This window comes from Thalassotalea psychrophila, from assembly GCF_031583595.1.
Taxonomy (GTDB): Bacteria; Pseudomonadota; Gammaproteobacteria; order Enterobacterales; family Alteromonadaceae; genus Thalassotalea_A; species Thalassotalea_A psychrophila.
In genome coordinates, this window is the sequence record NZ_CP134145.1 from 3,644,024 (window position 1) to 3,662,505 (window position 18,482).

Genomic DNA, 18,482 nt, shown 5'->3' on the forward strand with positions numbered 1-18,482 from the left:
AAGTCCTTATAGAGACTTCATAGTCCCTTTTGGTAGTACAGCAGTAATAGCGCCTTTTTGTACTGTTAATTCAGTACCTTCAGCAACACTAACTACAATGAAATCTTTTTCAGCAGAAACTTTCGCGATTTTACCGACAATACCACCTTGCGTTAATACTTCATCACCTTTAGATAATGCTTCCATTAAGCCTTTGTGCTCTTTAGCACGCTTAGCTTGTGGACGGTAAATCATGAAATAAAACACTACACCAAACACACCTAACATGATCAACATTTCGAAACCACCACCTTGTTGTGGTGCATCTGCCGCGTATGCTTTGCTAATTAAAAAGTCCATAAAATCCTCTTACTACTAATATAAAGTTTAAAAAATTGAAAAATCACAAAAAATTTTGTTTTTATTCTTCTGTTGTTTGTGTTGCATTTAAAACTGGAACTTCTAAGCCACGAATGGCATAAAACTCTTCCACGAATTCATCTAATTTACCTTGCTCTATCGCATCACGCAATCCCTGCATTACTCGTTGATAAAAATGCAGGTTGTGTAAGGTATTTAACTGCGAACCTAAAATTTCATTACATTTATCTAAATGATGTAAATAAGCGCGCGAATAATTTTTACAAGTTGAACAATCACACTGTGGATCTAATGGGCCAGTATCCGTTTTATGACGAGCATTACGAATTTTAACCACACCATCAGTCACAAATAAATGGCCATTACGGGCATTACGTGTTGGCATAACACAGTCAAACATATCAATACCACGACGCACACCTTCAACTAAGTCTTCAGGCTTACCTACTCCCATTAGATATCGGGGCTTATTTTCAGGTATCAAGTCTGTTGTGTGATCTAATACTTTGATCATCTCTTCTTTTGGCTCACCAACCGATAATCCGCCGATTGCATAGCCATCAAAATCAATATCAATTAGCCCAGCAGCGGACACCTTACGTAAGTCTTCATACATACCGCCTTGAACAATACCAAATAATGCAGAAGGATTATCGCCATGTTCAGCTTTTGAACGCTTGGCCCAACGTAAAGATAATTCCATTGATATCTTTGCTTCATCATGAGTTGCAGGGTATGGCGTACACTCATCAAATATCATGACAACATCTGAGCCTAAACTACGCTGTACTTGCATTGAACGTTCAGGAGTAAGCATAATTTTGTCACCGTTAGTTGGCGAGCGAAATTCAACACCCTTTTCAGTAATTTTACGCATTTTTCCTAAACTAAATACTTGAAAACCACCTGAATCGGTTAAAATCGGTTTATCCCAATTCATAAAACCATGTAAGCCACCGTGTTGCTCAATGATCTCTGTGCCAGGGCGTAGCATTAGATGAAAGGTGTTACCTAAAATGATATGAGCGCCGGTATCTTTTACTTCCTCGGTTTTCATACCTTTTACAGTACCGTAAGTACCTACAGGCATAAATGCCGGAGTTTCAACAACTCCTCTATCAAAGGTAAGACGGCCACGACGAGCTTTGCCATCTTTATTTAGTAATTCATATTTCATGTTTTTTCCTTACCATGCAGCGAAACAGGCCACAGGTGTTGTTGAGGTTACGACATCTATAATAAGTTTTTCTTATCTAGATTTTACTGTTTCGTTAAAAACATTGCGTCGCCGTAACTAAAAAATCTGTATTTTTCGGTGATTGCCACTTTATAAGCATTCATCATATGTTCATAACCAGAAAATGAACTTACTAACATTAATAATGTAGATTCTGATAAATGGAAATTAGTGATTAGGGCATCGATTAATTGAAATTCATATCCTGGCGTAATAAATATATCGGTATCACCATAAAACTCGCCAAGTTGTTCATTATTGTTAAGTGCATGCTTAGCGGCACTTTCAAGGGAACGGACAGACGTTGTTCCAACTGCTACAACTTTTTTTCCAGCAGTTCTGGTTGCGACTACTTGCTCCATTACTTCACTACTTACTTCTACATATTCAGAGTGCATTACGTGATCTGCAATATTATCAACTTTAACTGGCTGAAAAGTGCCAGCTCCAACATGTAATGTAACAAAGGCTAGATTTACACCTTTAGCTTTAATTTGCTCAAGTAATTCATTTTCAAAGTGCAGGCCAGCAGTAGGTGCAGCAACAGCACCTGGTTTTTCGTTATAAACGGTTTGATAGCGTTCACGGTCTGAGTTTTCATCTGGACGGTCTATATAAGGAGGTAATGGCATATGACCAATATCTTCCAATATTTCCAATACTGTTTGGTCACTATGAAACTCTAATTCAAATAAAGCATCATGACGAGCAACCATGGTAGCACTCACTTTACCTTCAAGAAGTACTTCATTACCGACTTTCAATGATTTACTAGCTTTTACATGTGCTAAAACGCGATGCTGATCTAATACTCTTTCTACCAACACTTCAATTTTTCCACCAGTCGATTTAACGCCGTAAACACGAGCAGGAATAACCCTAGTATTGTTGAAAACTAACAAATCACCTGGTTCTAACTTATTGATAATTTGATTAAATTTGTGGTGCTCAATATTGCCATTACTACCATCAACCGACATTAATCGGCTGGCAGAACGCTCAGCTTGTGGATAACGAGCGATAAGCTCATCAGGTAATTCAAAGGAAAAGTCAGAAACTTTCATATTCAGCACTAGTTAGATAAAAATAAAAACGCGTAATTTTAGTGCTGAGGCCCAATAATAGCAAGGAAAATGTGCATTACCTGTCTATTGAAGCGATTAAATATAAAAATGAGATAAAGTCGAATAAATTTTAAATCAGCTATTTACATTAGATTCAGTTGAATCACAGTCGGTCTCACTAGTATCCATAGTTTGACCAAAGAAACTTCCAGGCTTAGCGTGTGATTGAACGTAATTAATATCTATTTGTACTTTATTATTGTTTTCCTGCTTTTTAAAGCCGGTAATGGCTGAAATGAATTTGAAAAAATTCATACTTAAACTCCTTTTAAGTAATTAGTTTGTGCCGCACCTTGTTCAAATATTTTTTAAATTTAGCACTTTTATTATTGTTAAGCATTCATACTAGTTTGTAAAAATACTATTTTCAAATTTTTATTAACATTTTATTTACAATAAAATACTACTTCACCTTTAATAGAAAAAGTACCGGTTTGGAGTATAGAGGTTTTGCTTCTGTCAAAGCTGGTGAATTATTAATCGGTTGAACATTTTTATTAAATTATCCCTTTACAGTGAATAAACGATAAGTATAATGCAAAGCCACTGCAGGGGTGTAGTTCCAATGGCAGAACGTCGGATTCCAAATCCGAATGTTGGGAGTTCGAATCTCTCCACCCCTGCCACTTATTTCTTTATCTAGCTTTATCCCATACTTAATTAAATTCTCTGGTTATCTTATATTTATCATTGCATCTGTGCATCTGTGCATCCAAATTTTTACACAAAGCCAAAAACTAACAAACCGCATCACTGCGGTTTGTTTAATTAATTTATAGATGTAAATTTACAATGAATGAATAAACACCGTTGCAATGGCTACAGGACAAACAAACTTGGTATACCAAGGCCAAATTTTCCAAAAGAAGCTATGTTCAACTTGTTCATTACCCTGTTTAATTTCATCCAGTATTTCTTTTCTACTCCAAATCCAACCAACAAATACACAACATAACATTGCAATAATTGGTTGCCCGTATTCAGTTGCTAACATGGCAACAAAGTCGAGCATGAAATCTAAATTAAAAATAATAAACACACTAATAAAAAATATAATAATGCTGATTAAGGTTGTTGCTTTTTCTCGTTGCATGTCGTGGCGTTCAACGGCATAAGATACCGGCCCTTCTAGCATCGAAATAGATGATGTTAGTGCTGCTACACTCATTAATACAAAAAATGCAAAACCGACAAACAATCCCATAGCGCCCATACCATCAAATAATGCAGGTAAAACGGTAAACACCATACTTGGTCCAGCAATTAAGGAACCATCGGCGGCAAATATAGCAACTCCTTGATGTTGTGCTACATACATAGCAGGAATAATTAACAAGCCAGCCAAGAATGCAATTGAAACATCAATTAAAGTAACTTGTGCGCCTAAACTCACTAAATTCTCTTTTTTGGAAATGTATGAGCCATAAATAACCATGACACTAGTACCTAAAGAAAGAGAAAAGAAAGCCTGACCAAGAGCGCTCACCAACAAGTCAGGATGAAAAACTCGCCTTAAATCAGGATTTAAATAGGCTTGCAATCCTTCTAATGCACCATCCAATGTCATTACATATACGATAAGAATAATTAATAGACCGATCAATAATGGCATTAACCTTTTTGACCACTTTTCGATACCGTCTTCTACGCCTTTACGAATTATAAAAACCGTCAAAAACATAAATAGCGCAGTAAATATGAGGTTACGAATATTACTTTGGGTAATTACCCAATCAGCAATTTGTTGTAAACCAACTAACTGTGCAGCGGGCTCGATTGCGTACGACATCATCCAGCCGGCAATAATCCCGTAAAAACTCAATATCAATGCCGCGCAAATGATACCGCCAAAGCCGACTACAAAGGCAAACTTTTTTTGCCAGGCTTTTCTAGACATTTTTTGTAAAGAAGTTACCGCATTAGCCTGGCCATATCGCCCTATTAAAAGCTCAGCCATAAATGCAGGATAAGCCAGACTGAAAGCAAGTATGAGATATACTAAAACAAAAGCTGCCCCACCATTGCTAGCTGTTTGTGTAGGGAACCCCCAAATATTACCTAAACCTACAGCTGATCCTGCTGCAGCTAAAATAAACCCTAAACGTGAGCTAAACCCACCACGTGCTGTTGCCATAATAATCCAGTTTTTTTAATTTTTATAATTTGTGAAAAAATCACTTAGAGGCTAACAATAAAGAAAGATCTGTCTATTAGCAATAAATGCTAACCATTATCATTTGATTAAACTTGTATTGATATCCTTACTAAACATATTATGTATTTCCTGTTAACACTGTAAAATCACTTTCCATTAGAGCCGTTGTCGTATTTTAAACACTAATATTTTAAAAAAACCATTATCATATTGTCGGCCCCCAGATTTGGCAGTACGTTACTATTTGAAACGTTATCTAAAGTAAAAGATATTTGGACAATAGGTGATGAAAGCCATGCGGTGATTGAGTCCCCCCCTAAGTTTAGTACCGTACTTAGAGGTTTGAATCAAATGCTTTTAGCGCTGATGATGTGGACGATAGGTTAATTCAAAACTTTCAGGTACTAGCTCTTACAGTTTCAGAGGCATAGCTATCGCCTTAAAGTGGAGCTCTTACACTCGTATAACTTTAATTTGTATTGCTGTGCACTCAATCACTGGCTGAAGTATTTAATATAGCATTACAACCACTCTCGATGGTTTTGCAGCTGAAGCTGTTGAGCTTGCTAAAGTAAAATTGATATTCTGTTATTCAAATTCTAGTCTTTGAAATTGTTAAACTGAAATGATTGCTCTAATTCAGCTTCACGAATTAGTTTCATCACAGCTTGCAGTTCATCACGCTTTTTACCGGTAACTCTAATTTTATCACCTTGAATAGACGCTTGAACTTTTAATTTACTATCCTTTATAACTTTAACCACTTTCTTAGCAACCGTTTGTTCAACACCAACTTTAAACGATACTTTTTGCGAGTATGTTTTGCCTGAATGAACAAAATCACCAACCGTCATTGCTTTAGAGTCAATTTGACGTTTTGATAATTGGGCACGCAACATATCCAACATTTGTTGAACTTGAAAATCACCTTCAGCTTTAACCGTTACATCAGGATTTTTATATTCAAATGATGCTTCTACACCACGAAAATCAAAACGAGTACTGAGCTCACGATTAGCATTTTCAGTCGCGTTACGTATTTCTTCTAAATCAACTTCAGACACAATATCTAATGAAGGCATAATTAAATCTCTTTAAAACATTATTTAGCTATAGGTTAACAAAGCTGTCTTTTAAGGGCTAGGATGATTTTCAAATTCAATCACAAAACTTTAATCAAGCGTGTTAATATGAAAAAAATTTATAAAAAATACTGCTGTGAATATATCAAATTTTCGTATTTACCTATTAATAGTAATAATATTTAGTTTATTAGCGGTTAACTATACGTTTATCACTAAAATTTTATATCAATACCATTTACTTGATAAAACAGGACACTTCTTCGGATTTTTTCTACTTACGTGGCTAGTAAACTCATTAATAAAAATTGATTTGAAGCTCATCATAATTACTTTATGCGTTTATGCCGGTCTGACAGAGGTTGGGCAATCATACTTAGGATTTAGAAGTGGTCAATTTACTGACTTCATCGCCGATGTATTAGGTTGCTTAACTTATGTATTAATTGTAATTGCCAATAAAAATAAAGCAAAGAAGGAAAGGGTTTGAAAATATTAATCGTTGGTAGAGGTGCTATGGGGTTATTATTTTCTCATTACCTTATCGATCATGATATTAGTATAAAATCGCGTACTAACTCAACTTCAACTACATTTTCTTTCACTAACATTAATGGTTTATCTAAGCAGTGTCATTTTAACTCTGCTTTTGATACAGAAACATCTAATGCAGATTGTATAATCTGCTGTGTAAAATCTTATGACGTTAGTACTGTCATTGCTAAGATTGCTCCTTATATAAATAACCAGTGCCCAATAGTTCTCACAAATAATGGCATGGGTGTCATTGAGCAACTCCAACAAAAACTTAACATTACAAATCCTATTTATGCCTTGTTAACAACGATGGGGGCTAAACGGCTTTCACCTAACCACATAATTCACACAGGGATAGGTAAAAACCAAATGGGTCTTGTGAGTGGTAGTGCTAATGAAGTTCAAGAAGATCTTATAAATATTTTGAAAAGCTCAATACCATCTTTTACGTATTCAGAACAAATAGTAACTCTCCAATGGCAAAAATTAGCAATCAATTGTGCGATTAATGCGTTATCAGCGATTAATGATATAAATAATGGTGAATTAAGTAACCTTAATTATAAAAGCACAATAGAAGATGTAATAAGAGAATTAATCATTGTTGCCGAGCATGAGGGAGTGCCTCTTAACTTTGATAATTTAATTTGTACTATATACGATGTAATTGATAAAACAGCTAATAATAGCTCTTCTATGCGAGAAGATGTTTTGAAAAAACAAGATACTGAAATTGACTTCATTAATGGGTTTATTTATCGGTTAGGGCAAAAACATAAAATTGCTACCCCAACCAATGCAAAGCTCTATAAGCAAATTATAGACTTAACTAATTCAATCTAAGTACCAATGACCTCTTTCAGCATTGGTAGTAATTTTTGCTTCAACAACTCAAGCTCATTTGCTTCATAAGGTTTCAACGGTAATTGTCCCCAAATTGGTTTTGGCCAACTAGGATCATTTTTAAAGCGAACGATGTGATGAATATGTAATTGCGGAGTCATATTCCCCAAAGCTGCAACATTCATTTTCTCGCCATTAAAGCATTGCATCAAAATTTCAGACACTGCACTTGATTCATTAAGAAACTGCAATTGATCTTGCCATTCTAATTGATAAATGTCTTTAACATCACTACGACGAGGAACCATAATAAACCAAGGGTAGTTACTATCATTACAAAGCAATAATCTACATAATGGTAAATTAGCTATTTCTATGCCATCACGTTGTAAATCGCTGTGCAATACAAATTCATCACTCATTATATTTTCCTATAAAATTCTTAATTTAAAAAAATTATTTACCGCTTTTTTTCTTTTTCGGTTTATTTTTACGGCCTCTACCACGCGCTTCTTTTTTAGCTTCACGTTCAGCTATTTTCTGTGCTTGAAACTCTTCAAAATAAATGTTTTCTTTTTCCACCATTTCAGGTGTTTCAAACGTAATATTACCCAACGTTTTGTCGCGAATTTCATTCACTAATATCTCAGATGCTTTATGAAAATCAACATGACCACCACTTCTTACAGCGCCACGCTTACGACCAAGCTCTTCTAAAAACTCGACTTCGTGCTCTGGCAATTTAGTGATCTTATAACGTTCTTTTAATAGTTCAGGGTAAGCAGTCAATAAATATTCAGCGGCAAAACAGGCTATTTCTTCATGATCAAAAGCCGTATCTTTAATACCACCAGAGACAGCAAGACGATAACCACTATTTTCATTAGCAATTTTAGGCCAAAGCATGCCCGGTGTATCATATAAATACACACCGTCTTCTAAACGGATACGTTGTTGAGCTTTAGTCACCGCTGGCTCATTACCAACTTTAGCTTTTGTTTTACCAACCAGAGTATTAATTAAAGTAGATTTGCCTACATTAGGGATCCCCATAATCATCGCATTAATTTGTTTACCTTCCTCATTTTTATTAGGAGCTAATTTTCGAATTAGTGCGGCAATATTTTTAGCACCACTTGCCTCTTCAGTCGTTAACGCTATAGCTTTAACATTATGCTGAGTATGAAAGTAGTCTAACCATACTTTAGTTAACTCTGGGTCTGCTAAATCACTTTTATTAAGGATTTTAATAAGTGGTTTATCGCCACGAATTTCAGTGATCATTGGATTTTCACTGCTAAATGGCAATCTTGCATCACAGACTTCAATAACTACATCAATTTGATTGATAATTTCTTTGATTTCTTTTTGGGCTTTATGCATATGCCCTGGGAACCAGTTTATTGCCATTAGGAAGAATTACTTAGGTATTTGAAAGATACTGATATTTTAGCAAGGAAATGGAAAAGAAACGAGGGGAAAGAAAAAGAAGATAGAAGCTACATATTTTCAAATTCCAGAAAGCAAAAAGCCCATTCTACCTTTCGATAAAATGGGCTTTTCTAATGTGGCGGACGCGGCAGAAGTTTGATTTATCACCGACTGGCTTTTGTATTAGCGCCAGGTACATATATTGTCCATATCACAAAAAGCAAAAAACCGATCAAAAGATCGGTTTTTGCAAATGTGGCGGACGCGGCAGGAGTCGAACCTGCGACCGCCTGGTTCGTAGCCAGGTACTCTATCCAGCTGAGCTACGCGTCCGCGGTTGTTATGATTAAAGTGTTAACGACACTATTGTTACCTCGAACAATACGACTCAATTATTTAGCCACTTTGAGAGAGTGTAATACTAATTTTCATTGCATTGAATATTAGTATATACAATAAAAGCAAAAACCCTATTTTATCTTTCAATAAAACAGGGTTTTCTAATGTGGCGGACGCGGCAGGAGTCGAACCTGCGACCGCCTGGTTCGTAGCCAGGTACTCTATCCAGCTGAGCTACGCGTCCGCAATTGTATATTTAAAGTGTTAACCACACTGTTGTCACCTCGAACAACACGACTCAGATATTTATTCACTTTGAGAAGTGACCACTCCATAAAAGAAGTGGCGGACGCGGCAGGAGTCGAACCTGCGACCGCCTGGTTCGTAGCCAGGTACTCTATCCAGCTGAGCTACGCGTCCGTGATCTGTCGTAAATTATTATGCCAATCATATAAAATGAATGGCGGTGAGCGAGAGATTCGAACTCTCGATCGGATTTAACGCCGATACTCCCTTAGCAGGGGAGCGCCTTCGGCCACTCGGCCAGCTCACCATAATTCACATACTTATTAATGAAGATTCAAGATTTACCTAGCTAAGAATTCCCATAAGTTATACTTACATTTCTTAGCACTGGAGCGCCTTCAGCCTCTCGGCCACCTCACCAATGGCGAGCATATTAATGGATTCGAAAAATAAGTCAACGGATTTTTTTGTCTTTTTTTCTGTTTGCTGATATTTCAAACAAGATGTTTAAATATCAGCCCAATTATATACTGAGTTAATGCTGAAGTTAACATTAAACTAACTTTATTCATTAAATGTATGCAAAAACTTTTAGCAAACTTTTAATGAATTTACTTTGATATATTAATAACGCTAACTACTCGTTACCAACATTATCAGTATTACCTTTTTCAGCTTGTATGCGCATGTAAATTTCTTCACGATGGACAGACACTTCTTTCGGTGCATTTACACCAATACGGACTTGGTTCCCTTTTACCCCTAAAACGGTAACAGTAACATCGTCACCGACCATAAGAGTTTCACCAACTCTTCTTGTTAATATTAGCATCCATATGCCCTCTTAAATTAGAAATCACTATTATGGTAACAAATCTAGGTTCAATTAATAAACAATTAACTAGATTTTTTCCTTAACATATAAGAATTTAGCAAAATTTACAGAAAAAGAGACTAAATAATTGTATTTAATTGAAACTTTTTGTGCAAAACCTGTACCGATCGGGTTAAATTTTCTTCTTTAACCAATACCGATATTTTAATTTCAGCAGCAGATACTAAATATACGTCAATATTATTTGCTAAAAGACATTCAAATAATTTCGCTGCGACACCTGAGTGTGAACGCATACCATTACCAATTGCTGATACTTTTACGACTCGGTTATCACCAAATAGTTCATCAACAGAAAACTTAGCGGTTAAAGATTTAGTAATAAGCATTGCTTGCTGATAATCATGTTGATGAACAGTAAAAGTAAAATTGATTTTATCAACATCTTTAGCTGTTTGAGTGAGCATATCAATTTCAATATCTACTTTGGCTAATAATATTAATAGTTTGCTTCTAAATTGTTCACCGCACTGTATTCCGACAACACAGATCATGGCCTCATCTTTATGACTAGTAATCGCCGAAACCGGATGCTTTTTATCAGCTTGTTGTTCAAAGGTAATGCTGGTGCCCTCTCCTTCGGTAAAGCTTGAAAGCACCCGCAATGGCATTTTATGATTGCCAGCAAACTCAACTGATCGCGATTGCAATACTTTAGCGCCGGAGCTTGCCATTTCTAACATTTCTTCAAAGCTCACATAAGGCAATTTTCGAGCATTTTCGTCTATACGGGGGTCAGTGGTATAGACACCATCAACGTCAGTAAATATTTGGCACTCTTTTGCTTGTAGCGCAGTTGCAATGGCAACGGCAGAGGTGTCAGAGCCCCCTCGTCCTAATGTAGTGATATTGCCTTCATGATCAACTCCTTGAAAACCGGCTACTATCACGATATGCCCTTGCTGTAATTCCTGCAGCATGCGTTGGTTATCAACATTTAATATTCGCGCTTTGTTAAAACGATTGTCAGTTTGCAGTCCAATTTGATGAGCTAATAAAGAAACCGCCGAAAAACCGCGTTTAATTAATGCAATAGAAAGTAAGGCGATAGAGACTTGTTCACCACTAGCGAGTAGCATATCAACTTCACGAGGGGATGGGTTTGGATCGAGTTGATTGGCAAGTTCAGTTAATCGGTTGGTTTCACCTGACATTGCAGATAAAACAGCAACAACTTGATGACCTTGCCGTTTAGTTTTGATGATTTGTTCGGCTACATTTTCAATTCGCTCAAGGGAACCTACCGAGGTTCCCCCAAACTTTTGCACGATAATTGCCATTAACGATTAAGCGCCTTCATAGATTAAAACCCTATAGCTTATCTGCTAACCAAGCTTCTACAGTGGCAAGAGCGTTAGCAATATTTTCAGGTTGAGTACCACCGGCTTGAGCCATATCTGGGCGTCCACCGCCTTTACCGCCAACTTGTTCAGCGACCATTTTAACTAAATCGCCAGCTTTAACTTTGCCAATTAAATCTTTAGTAACACCAGCAATCAAGCTAACTTTCTCACCATTAGCTAACGCCAACATGACAACACCTGAGCCTAATTTATTTTTAAGATCGTCAACCATTTCACGTAATGCTTTAGGGTCACTGCCCTCAACATCAGCTATTAATGCTTTAACACCATTAATATTAATTGCTTGGCTGATTAAATCTGAACCAGCTTGTGACGCTAACTTTTGTTTAAGTTGAGCGATTTCTTTCTCTAATTGCTTAGACTTACTAATTAATTGTTCAACTTTACTTACCGTATTAACCGCATCTGACTTAACTAAGCTGGCAATAGTCGTTAATTTATCTGCTTGTTCGTCAACGTATGTCATTGCTGCAACGCCAGTTACAGCTTCTATACGCCTGGTACCTGCAGCAATACCTGCTTCAGAAGTTATTTTTAATAAACCAATATCGCCAGTACGTTCAACATGCACACCACCACAAAGTTCAGTAGAAAAGCTACCTAGTGTAACAACACGAACTTCATCGTCATATTTTTCGCCAAATAACGCCATTGCGCCTTTTTCTTTAGCGGCTTCAATATTCATCAACTCAGTTTCACGAACATAGTTAGCACGAATGTTATCATTTACTAATTGCTCAACCTGGCGAAGTTCGCTTGCTGTTACGCCTTCAAAATGAGAGAAGTCAAAACGAAGCTTTTCAGGGTCACATAATGAGCCTTTTTGCGTCACATGCTCACCTAAAACTTGACGAAGCGCTGTATGTAATAAATGCGTTGCCGAATGATTTTTAATAACATCGTTACGACGAGCACTGTCTATTTCTGCGTTTGCTCGAGCATTTAATTGAATAGAAGATTCTGCAACACCATGATGAGCAAAGGCATTTCCTAACTTAACAGTGTCGGTAACTTTAAACGTACCACTATCTGTGGTTATTGTGCCAGTATCACCTACTTGACCACCTGACTCAGCATAGAAAGGGGTGTTATCTAAAACAATAATGCCTTTATCACCCGCATTTAATGAAGAAACAGAACCTTCACTATTAAACAGCTCAACAATAGTCGAGCTAAAGCTGTGGTTATCGTAACCTTCAAAATTCGTAGTTTTATCTGATTTTATTTGGTCGTTGTAATCAGTACCAAAATTTGATGCTTTTTGTGCACGTTGACGTTGTGCCTGCATTTCGCTATCAAAACCGTCTTGGTCAATGCTCAATTCTTTTTCACGAGCTATATCGGCAGTTAAATCCGCTGGGAATCCGTACGTATCGTATAACTTAAATACATCTTTGCCAGGAATGACATCACCACTTAAATTAGCAATGACATCATTGAGTAAGTTCATACCACGATCTAAAGTACGGCCAAACTGTTCTTCTTCAATACGCAATGTTTTTTCAATAATTGCTTGCTGTTTAATAAGCTCAGGATATGCTTCACCCATTTGCTCAGCTAAGGCTGAAACGAGCTGATGGAAGAAGTGAGATTTTGCTTCAAGTTTATGACCATGACGTACCGCGCGACGAATGATGCGGCGTAATACGAAACCACGCCCAACATTTGATGGATTAACACCATCGGTGATCATAAAGCTACACGAACGAATATGATCGGCAATTACACGCAAAGATTTATGTTCTAAATCATCACACCCAAGTAAATCTGCCGCAGCTTTAATTAGCCCTTGGAAAATATCTATTTCATAGTTTGAGTGTACGCCTTGCATAATTGCCGCGATGCGTTCAAGTCCCATACCGGTATCAACAGACGGCTTAGGTAATGGCTCCATAGTACCGTCAGCTTGTCGGTTGAACTGCATGAAAACCAAGTTCCAAATTTCGATAAAACGATCACCGTCTTCTTCAGGTGATCCAGGGGGGCCACCCCAAATTTCTTCGCCATGATCATAGAATATCTCAGAGCATGGTCCACAAGGTCCTGTATCACCCATAGACCAAAAATTATCTGACTCAAATTTTTTGTCAGCTGACTTGTCGCCAATCCGAATGATGCGGTCGACTGGAACACCAATTACATTTGCCCAATGATCAAATGCTTCATTGTCAGTTTCATATACCGTTACCAATAACTTTTCTTTTGGTAAGCCAAGTACAGATGTTAAGAATTCCCAACCAAAGTTGATAGCATCAATTTTGAAATAATCGCCAAAGCTAAAGTTACCCAGCATTTCAAAAAATGTATGGTGCCGAGCGGTATAACCAACATTTTCTAAATCATTATGTTTACCACCTGCTCGAACACAACGCTGCGATGACGTCGCTCTGGTATAACTACGAGTTTCAGCACCTAAAAACACATCTTTAAATGGCACCATACCAGCATTAGTAAACAACAATGTTGCATCATTGCCTGGTACAAGTGAGCTACTGGCAACTATTTGATGTTGTTTTTGCGCGAAGAAGTTTAAAAATGCCTGTCTTATTTCGGCACTGGATTTAATCATGGTTGTTATCCAATAAAATATTTATTAATTTAGGTTCATTACCGTGTTTATTTGTTCAAAACTATAACCACGGTATTGTAAAAATCTTACGCGTTTTGCTTTATCTTTTTGATCGCTAATTTTAGGATCAGGAAAACGCTTTTGGTAGGCTTTTTCAGCCTGTAAAAACCAGTCAACTTGTTGACTAGTATAAACGGCGGCTATGATATCACTAGTTAAGCCTTTTTGCTTTAATTCTGCAGCAATATAAATCCAACCATAACCTTTAGCAACTCGCAGACGATACATACTTTCACCAAAGCGTAAATCACTTTGAATATCTTGCTCACTCAAAGCATCTAATACTATTTGTATATCATCGCTATTGAACTCTCTTAACAGCAATTTTTGCATTAACTCTTTTTGCGAATGTTCGCGTCTTGCTAATAAAGAATAAGCGGCCTTTTTAACGTCCTTTTTAATCACTAAAGCATTACTTCAACAGGTATATTTAAGCATATTCTACCTATATTAGGATAAAAAAAATACTACTGGAAACGAGAAAAGGACCTTAAGGTCCTTTTTAATATTGTTAATAAATTTTACGCTTAATCCGGATCATAGCCCAAGTTTGGTGATAACCAACGCTCGGCTTCAGCAATGCTCATGCTTTTGCGAGTTGCGTAACTTTCAACTTGTTCTCTATCAATTTTAGCAACTGCAAAGTATTTACTATCTGGGTGAGCAAAATACCAACCGCTAACTGCAGCACCTGGCCACATAGCATAACTTGTTGTTAATTCCATACCGATGTTGTTTTCAACATCAAGCAATTGCCATATAGTACCCTTTTCAGTATGTTCAGGGCATGCGGGGTAACCTGGTGCTGGACGAATACCTTGATAGTTCTCACGAATTAAATCTTCGTTGTCTAGGTTTTCATCACTTGCATAACCCCAGTAATCCTTACGAATTCGTTCATGAAGATACTCGGCAGTTGCTTCAGCAAGTCTGTCGGCAACTGCTTTTAATAAAATAGAGTTATAGGCATCGTGCTTACTATCATGCTCTTGCACTAATTCATCGGCACCAAAACCTGAAGATACGGCAAAAGCCCCAACGTAGTCATTAACTCCAGAGTCTTTTGAAGCAACATAATCGCTTAAACAACGATTAAACTGCCCTGTTTGTTTCTTAGTTTGTTGACGTAAACCGCAGAGGATATTTAATAAATCACTACGCGTGTCATCAGTAAATACTTCAATATCGTCGCCAACGCTATGTGCAGGGAATAAACCAAATACAGCTTTTGCTTTTAAGGTTTTATTGTTGATAACGTCATCAAGCATTGCATTGGCATCTGCGAATAATTTCTTTGCTTCTTCACCAATCAGTTCATGTTCTAAAATCTTTGGATATTTACCTGATAACTGCCAAGTTAGGAAAAATGGCGTCCAGTCTATATAGTTTCGTACCACATTCAAGTCAATATCATCTAATACTGTTACGCCTAATTCCTTCGGTGTTGCAGGCGTATAGTGCTTAAAACTAAGCGGAAACGCATTTGCTCGCGCATCTTTTAGGGATGATAAATCAGTACGAGGGCCTTTTTTGGCGTAACGTTGTCGTACTGTTTCATATTCTTTCTCTGTACGTTCAACCAATGCACCTTTCAATTCAGGTGTTAGTAGTGAATTGACCACAGAAACTGAACGAGATGCATTGGGTACATAAATTACCGGGTGATCATAATTTTTCTCAATTTTAACCGCGGTATGTGCTTTAGACGTTGTCGCACCACCAATTAATAGCGGCAAATCAAAGTTTTGCCGTTGCATCTCTTTGGCAACATGCACCATTTCATCTAATGATGGGGTAATTAACCCTGACAAACCGATAATATCAACGTTTTCATCGCGTGCTACCTGTAAAATTTTCTCACAAGATACCATAACGCCAAGGTCAATTACTTCATAGTTATTACATTGCAGGACAACACCAACAATATTCTTACCTATATCATGTACATCACCCTTTACCGTTGCTAATAACACTTTACCGTTGCTACTAGCTACAGTCTTTTCAAGTTCAATATATGGTTGTAAATGAGCCACTGCTTGCTTCATTACTCGTGCAGACTTAACCACTTGTGGCAAAAACATTTGACCTTCACCAAATAAATCACCGACAATATTCATCCCGTCCATCAATGGTCCTTCGATAACATCGATTGGACGCTCGGCTTCAAGCCTAGCTAACTCCGTATCTTCAACGATAAATTCATTAATGCCTTTTACTAACGCGTGTTCTAACCTTTTAATTACCGGTAGCTCGCGCCAGCTTAAATCAGCTCCTGCAGCTTTGGTTCCACCTTGTCCACGATACTCTTGTGCTACCTCTAGTAATCGCTCTGTCGCGTCTTCGTCTGTGTTTTGGATAACATCTTCAACAGCTTTTAATAAATCTTTTGGTATATCTTGGTAAATAGCTAATTGCCCAGCATTTACAATACCCATATCCATGCCATTTTTAATGGCATGGTATAGAAACACCGCATGTATAGCTTCTCGTACAGGGTTATTACCTCTAAATGAAAATGACACATTTGATACACCACCAGAGATCATCGCATGTGGTAATGTTTCTTTGATGATTTTAGTGGCTTCAATAAAATCTACGGCATAGTTATTATGCTCATCAATACCTGTTGCAACAGCAAAAATGTTAGGATCGAAAATTATATCTTCTGGCGGAAATCCTACTTCTTCAACCAATATTCGATAAGCTCGTTGACAGATTTCAACTTTTCTATCTTTAGTATCTGCTTGGCCAACCTCATCAAATGCCATGATAATTACCGCAGCACCGTAACGACGGACAAGTTCAGCGTGATGCTTAAATGCTTCTTCGCCTTCTTTTAGGCTAATAGAGTTAACTATGCCTTTTCCTTGTATACATTTAAGGCCTGCTTCCATAATCTCCCACTTCGAGGAATCAAGCATAATAGGTACTTTTGAGATGTCAGGCTCACCAGCAATTAAGTTTAAAAACTTAACCATTGCGCCATAGGAGTCGAGCATGCCTTCATCCATATTGATATCGATTATTTGTGCACCATTTTCAACTTGCTGGAGAGCTACGGCAATAGCTTCATCGTATTTTTCTTCGGTAATTAAGCGTTTAAATATGGCAGAACCAGTAACATTAGTGCGTTCACCAACGTTAACGAATAAACTATTCTCATCAAGGTTCAGTGCTTCTAATCCAGATAATCGACAGGCAATCTTTTTAGGCTCGATTTTACGTGGAGTGATTTTTGCAACGCTGTCCGCTATACCTTTAATATGTGCAGGTGTAGTACCACAGCAACCTCCAACTATATTTAAAAAACCAGATTCAGCCCATTCAACAATATGTTCATTCATATCATCTACGGTAAAATCGTACTCACCAAAAGCATTCGGCAAGCCGGCATTAGGATGAGCTGAAACGGCGAAATCGGAAATATTACTTAACTCTTCTACATACTGTCTAAGCTCAACCGGACCTAGCGCGCAGTTTAAACCAAAGGAAATCGGGTTAGCATGGCGTAATGAGTTATAAAATGCTTCTGTTGTTTGCCCTGATAAAGTTCGACCTGAAGCATCTGTAATAGTGCCTGAGATCATCAAAGGTAGTCGGTACCCTATATCGGCAAACACTTGCTCAACTGCAAAAACAGCTGCTTTAGCATTTAGTGTATCGAAGATAGTTTCTAGCATGATTATATCTACACCACCTTCTATTAAGGCGTTGATAGATTCAATATAGGCATCTTTTAGTTCATCAAAACTAACATTTCGAAATGCAGGATTGTTTACATCTGGAGAAATAGAACATGTACGATTCGTTGGCCCTAACACACCGGCAACAAAGCGTGGTTTATCTGGTGTTGTTAAGCTAATTTCATCTGCTACTTTACGAGCTATTTGTGCTGATACTAAATTTATCTCGCGGCTGATATCTTCCATATCATAATCAGCCATGGCAATAGTGGTAGAATTGAAAGTATTAGTTTCAATTATATCAGCACCAGCAAGCAAATATTGACGATGTATATCTTTAATCACTTCGCTCTGGGTAATTGATAATAAATCATTATTACCTTTTACATCACAATGCCAATTGGCAAAACGCTCGCCTCTATAATCTTGCTCTTCAAATTTATGATCTTGGATCATGGTGCCCATGGCGCCATCTAGCACTAAAATTCGGTCTTGTAATTGTTGTTCTAATAAAATACTTGTTGGAGATTTCACCGTAATAATTCCTGGGTCTGAAT

Annotated in this window: 16 protein-coding genes and 5 tRNA genes; 4 read left to right on the forward strand and 17 right to left on the reverse strand. The window is 37.3% G+C overall.

Annotation, left to right across the window (positions count from 1 at the left end; all coding sequences use genetic code 11):
* Positions 1-6: 6 nt before the first annotated feature.
* The 4 genes from yajC to RGQ13_RS14985 form a co-directional block, all read right to left on the reverse strand.
* Positions 7-339, reverse strand: coding sequence for a preprotein translocase subunit YajC (gene yajC / locus RGQ13_RS14970; protein WP_348390551.1), 333 nt, complete (start codon positions 337-339; stop codon positions 7-9).
* A 61-nt stretch (positions 340-400) separates the two neighbouring features.
* On the reverse strand, positions 401-1,537 hold the full coding sequence (gene tgt / locus RGQ13_RS14975; protein ID WP_348390552.1) for a tRNA guanosine(34) transglycosylase Tgt: 1,137 nt from the start codon (positions 1,535-1,537) through the stop codon (positions 401-403).
* An 83-nt stretch (positions 1,538-1,620) separates the two neighbouring features.
* Positions 1,621-2,661: a tRNA preQ1(34) S-adenosylmethionine ribosyltransferase-isomerase QueA gene (gene queA, locus RGQ13_RS14980; protein WP_348390553.1), complete on the reverse strand. Its 1,041-nt coding sequence runs from the start codon at positions 2,659-2,661 to the stop codon at positions 1,621-1,623.
* A 135-nt stretch (positions 2,662-2,796) separates the two neighbouring features.
* Positions 2,797-2,976 (reverse strand): hypothetical protein, encoded by a 180-nt coding sequence (locus RGQ13_RS14985; protein ID WP_348390554.1) that lies wholly within the window; start codon positions 2,974-2,976, stop codon positions 2,797-2,799.
* A gap of 295 nt (positions 2,977-3,271) precedes the next feature.
* Here RGQ13_RS14985 and RGQ13_RS14990 point away from each other — a divergent pair.
* A tRNA-Trp gene (locus tag RGQ13_RS14990) sits at positions 3,272-3,347 on the forward strand.
* Positions 3,348-3,508: 161 nt separating this feature from the next.
* Here the strand turns inward: RGQ13_RS14990 and RGQ13_RS14995 are convergent.
* The gene (locus tag RGQ13_RS14995; protein ID WP_348390555.1) at positions 3,509-4,855 is read right to left on the reverse strand and encodes a sodium-dependent transporter; all 1,347 of its coding nucleotides are present in this window, start codon (positions 4,853-4,855) and stop codon (positions 3,509-3,511) included.
* A 231-nt stretch (positions 4,856-5,086) separates the two neighbouring features.
* Between RGQ13_RS14995 and RGQ13_RS15000 the strand changes: the two genes are divergently transcribed.
* Entirely contained in the window at positions 5,087-5,263 is a 177-nt protein-coding gene (locus RGQ13_RS15000) for a hypothetical protein (RefSeq protein WP_348390556.1), read from the forward strand.
* Between the two features lie 212 nt (positions 5,264-5,475).
* Here the strand turns inward: RGQ13_RS15000 and RGQ13_RS15005 are convergent, their stop codons facing one another.
* On the reverse strand, positions 5,476-5,958 hold the full coding sequence (locus RGQ13_RS15005) for a YajQ family cyclic di-GMP-binding protein (protein WP_348390557.1): 483 nt from the start codon (positions 5,956-5,958) through the stop codon (positions 5,476-5,478).
* A gap of 136 nt (positions 5,959-6,094) precedes the next feature.
* On the opposite strand from RGQ13_RS15005, the gene RGQ13_RS15010 reads away from it, so the two are divergent.
* Complete coding sequence (locus tag RGQ13_RS15010; RefSeq protein WP_348390558.1) at positions 6,095-6,448, forward strand: VanZ family protein; 354 nt, start codon at positions 6,095-6,097, stop codon at positions 6,446-6,448.
* Complete coding sequence (locus tag RGQ13_RS15015) at positions 6,445-7,338, forward strand: ketopantoate reductase family protein (RefSeq protein ID WP_348390559.1); 894 nt, start codon at positions 6,445-6,447, stop codon at positions 7,336-7,338. Before RGQ13_RS15010 ends, RGQ13_RS15015 begins: the two co-directional genes overlap by 4 nt.
* On the opposite strand, the gene RGQ13_RS15020 is transcribed toward RGQ13_RS15015, so the two are convergent.
* From RGQ13_RS15020 to metH, 11 genes are all read right to left on the reverse strand, one after another.
* Positions 7,335-7,760, reverse strand: a complete 426-nt coding sequence (locus RGQ13_RS15020) for an HIT domain-containing protein (RefSeq protein WP_348390560.1) — start codon at positions 7,758-7,760, stop codon at positions 7,335-7,337. The genes RGQ13_RS15015 and RGQ13_RS15020 overlap by 4 nt on opposite strands.
* A 34-nt stretch (positions 7,761-7,794) precedes the next feature.
* Positions 7,795-8,748, reverse strand: coding sequence for a ribosome biogenesis GTPase YlqF (gene ylqF, locus RGQ13_RS15025; RefSeq protein WP_348390561.1), 954 nt, complete (start codon positions 8,746-8,748; stop codon positions 7,795-7,797).
* A gap of 277 nt (positions 8,749-9,025) precedes the next feature.
* Positions 9,026-9,102, reverse strand: a tRNA-Arg gene (locus RGQ13_RS15030).
* Between the two features lie 173 nt (positions 9,103-9,275).
* A tRNA-Arg gene (locus tag RGQ13_RS15035) sits at positions 9,276-9,352 on the reverse strand.
* A 99-nt stretch (positions 9,353-9,451) separates the two neighbouring features.
* Positions 9,452-9,528 (reverse strand) — tRNA-Arg (locus tag RGQ13_RS15040).
* 41 nt (positions 9,529-9,569) lie between these two features.
* Positions 9,570-9,661 (reverse strand) — tRNA-Ser (locus tag RGQ13_RS15045).
* Between the two features lie 330 nt (positions 9,662-9,991).
* Positions 9,992-10,186, reverse strand: coding sequence for a carbon storage regulator CsrA (csrA, locus tag RGQ13_RS15050; RefSeq protein ID WP_348390562.1), 195 nt, complete (start codon positions 10,184-10,186; stop codon positions 9,992-9,994).
* 122 nt (positions 10,187-10,308) lie between these two features.
* On the reverse strand, positions 10,309-11,529 hold the full coding sequence (locus tag RGQ13_RS15055; protein WP_348390563.1) for an aspartate kinase: 1,221 nt from the start codon (positions 11,527-11,529) through the stop codon (positions 10,309-10,311).
* 31 nt (positions 11,530-11,560) lie between these two features.
* The gene (gene alaS, locus RGQ13_RS15060) at positions 11,561-14,182 is read right to left on the reverse strand and encodes an alanine--tRNA ligase (RefSeq protein WP_348390564.1); all 2,622 of its coding nucleotides are present in this window, start codon (positions 14,180-14,182) and stop codon (positions 11,561-11,563) included.
* A gap of 24 nt (positions 14,183-14,206) precedes the next feature.
* Entirely contained in the window at positions 14,207-14,647 is a 441-nt protein-coding gene (locus RGQ13_RS15065) for a regulatory protein RecX (RefSeq protein ID WP_348390565.1), read from the reverse strand.
* 122 nt (positions 14,648-14,769) lie between these two features.
* On the reverse strand, positions 14,770-18,468 hold the full coding sequence (gene metH, locus RGQ13_RS15070; RefSeq protein WP_405054201.1) for a methionine synthase: 3,699 nt from the start codon (positions 18,466-18,468) through the stop codon (positions 14,770-14,772).
* Positions 18,469-18,482: the final 14 nt, after the last annotated feature.

What these genes read in the sequence shown, in the direction of transcription:
- RGQ13_RS14995 (WP_348390555.1), bottom strand. Translation starts at nt 4,855, where the DNA reads ATGGCAACAGCACGTGGTGGGTTTAGCTCACGTTTAGGGTTTATTTTA.
- RGQ13_RS15055 (WP_348390563.1), bottom strand. Translation starts at nt 11,529, where the DNA reads ATGGCAATTATCGTGCAAAAGTTTGGGGGAACCTCGGTAGGTTCCCTT.
- RGQ13_RS14985 (WP_348390554.1), bottom strand. Translation starts at nt 2,976, where the DNA reads ATGAATTTTTTCAAATTCATTTCAGCCATTACCGGCTTTAAAAAGCAG.
- queA (WP_348390553.1), bottom strand. Translation starts at nt 2,661, where the DNA reads ATGAAAGTTTCTGACTTTTCCTTTGAATTACCTGATGAGCTTATCGCT.
- yajC (WP_348390551.1), bottom strand. Translation starts at nt 339, where the DNA reads ATGGACTTTTTAATTAGCAAAGCATACGCGGCAGATGCACCACAACAA.
- alaS (WP_348390564.1), bottom strand. Translation starts at nt 14,182, where the DNA reads ATGATTAAATCCAGTGCCGAAATAAGACAGGCATTTTTAAACTTCTTC.
- RGQ13_RS15020 (WP_348390560.1), bottom strand. Translation starts at nt 7,760, where the DNA reads ATGAGTGATGAATTTGTATTGCACAGCGATTTACAACGTGATGGCATA.
- ylqF (WP_348390561.1), bottom strand. Translation starts at nt 8,748, where the DNA reads ATGGCAATAAACTGGTTCCCAGGGCATATGCATAAAGCCCAAAAAGAA.
- tgt (WP_348390552.1), bottom strand. Translation starts at nt 1,537, where the DNA reads ATGAAATATGAATTACTAAATAAAGATGGCAAAGCTCGTCGTGGCCGT.
- RGQ13_RS15005 (WP_348390557.1), bottom strand. Translation starts at nt 5,958, where the DNA reads ATGCCTTCATTAGATATTGTGTCTGAAGTTGATTTAGAAGAAATACGT.
- csrA (WP_348390562.1), bottom strand. Translation starts at nt 10,186, where the DNA reads ATGCTAATATTAACAAGAAGAGTTGGTGAAACTCTTATGGTCGGTGAC.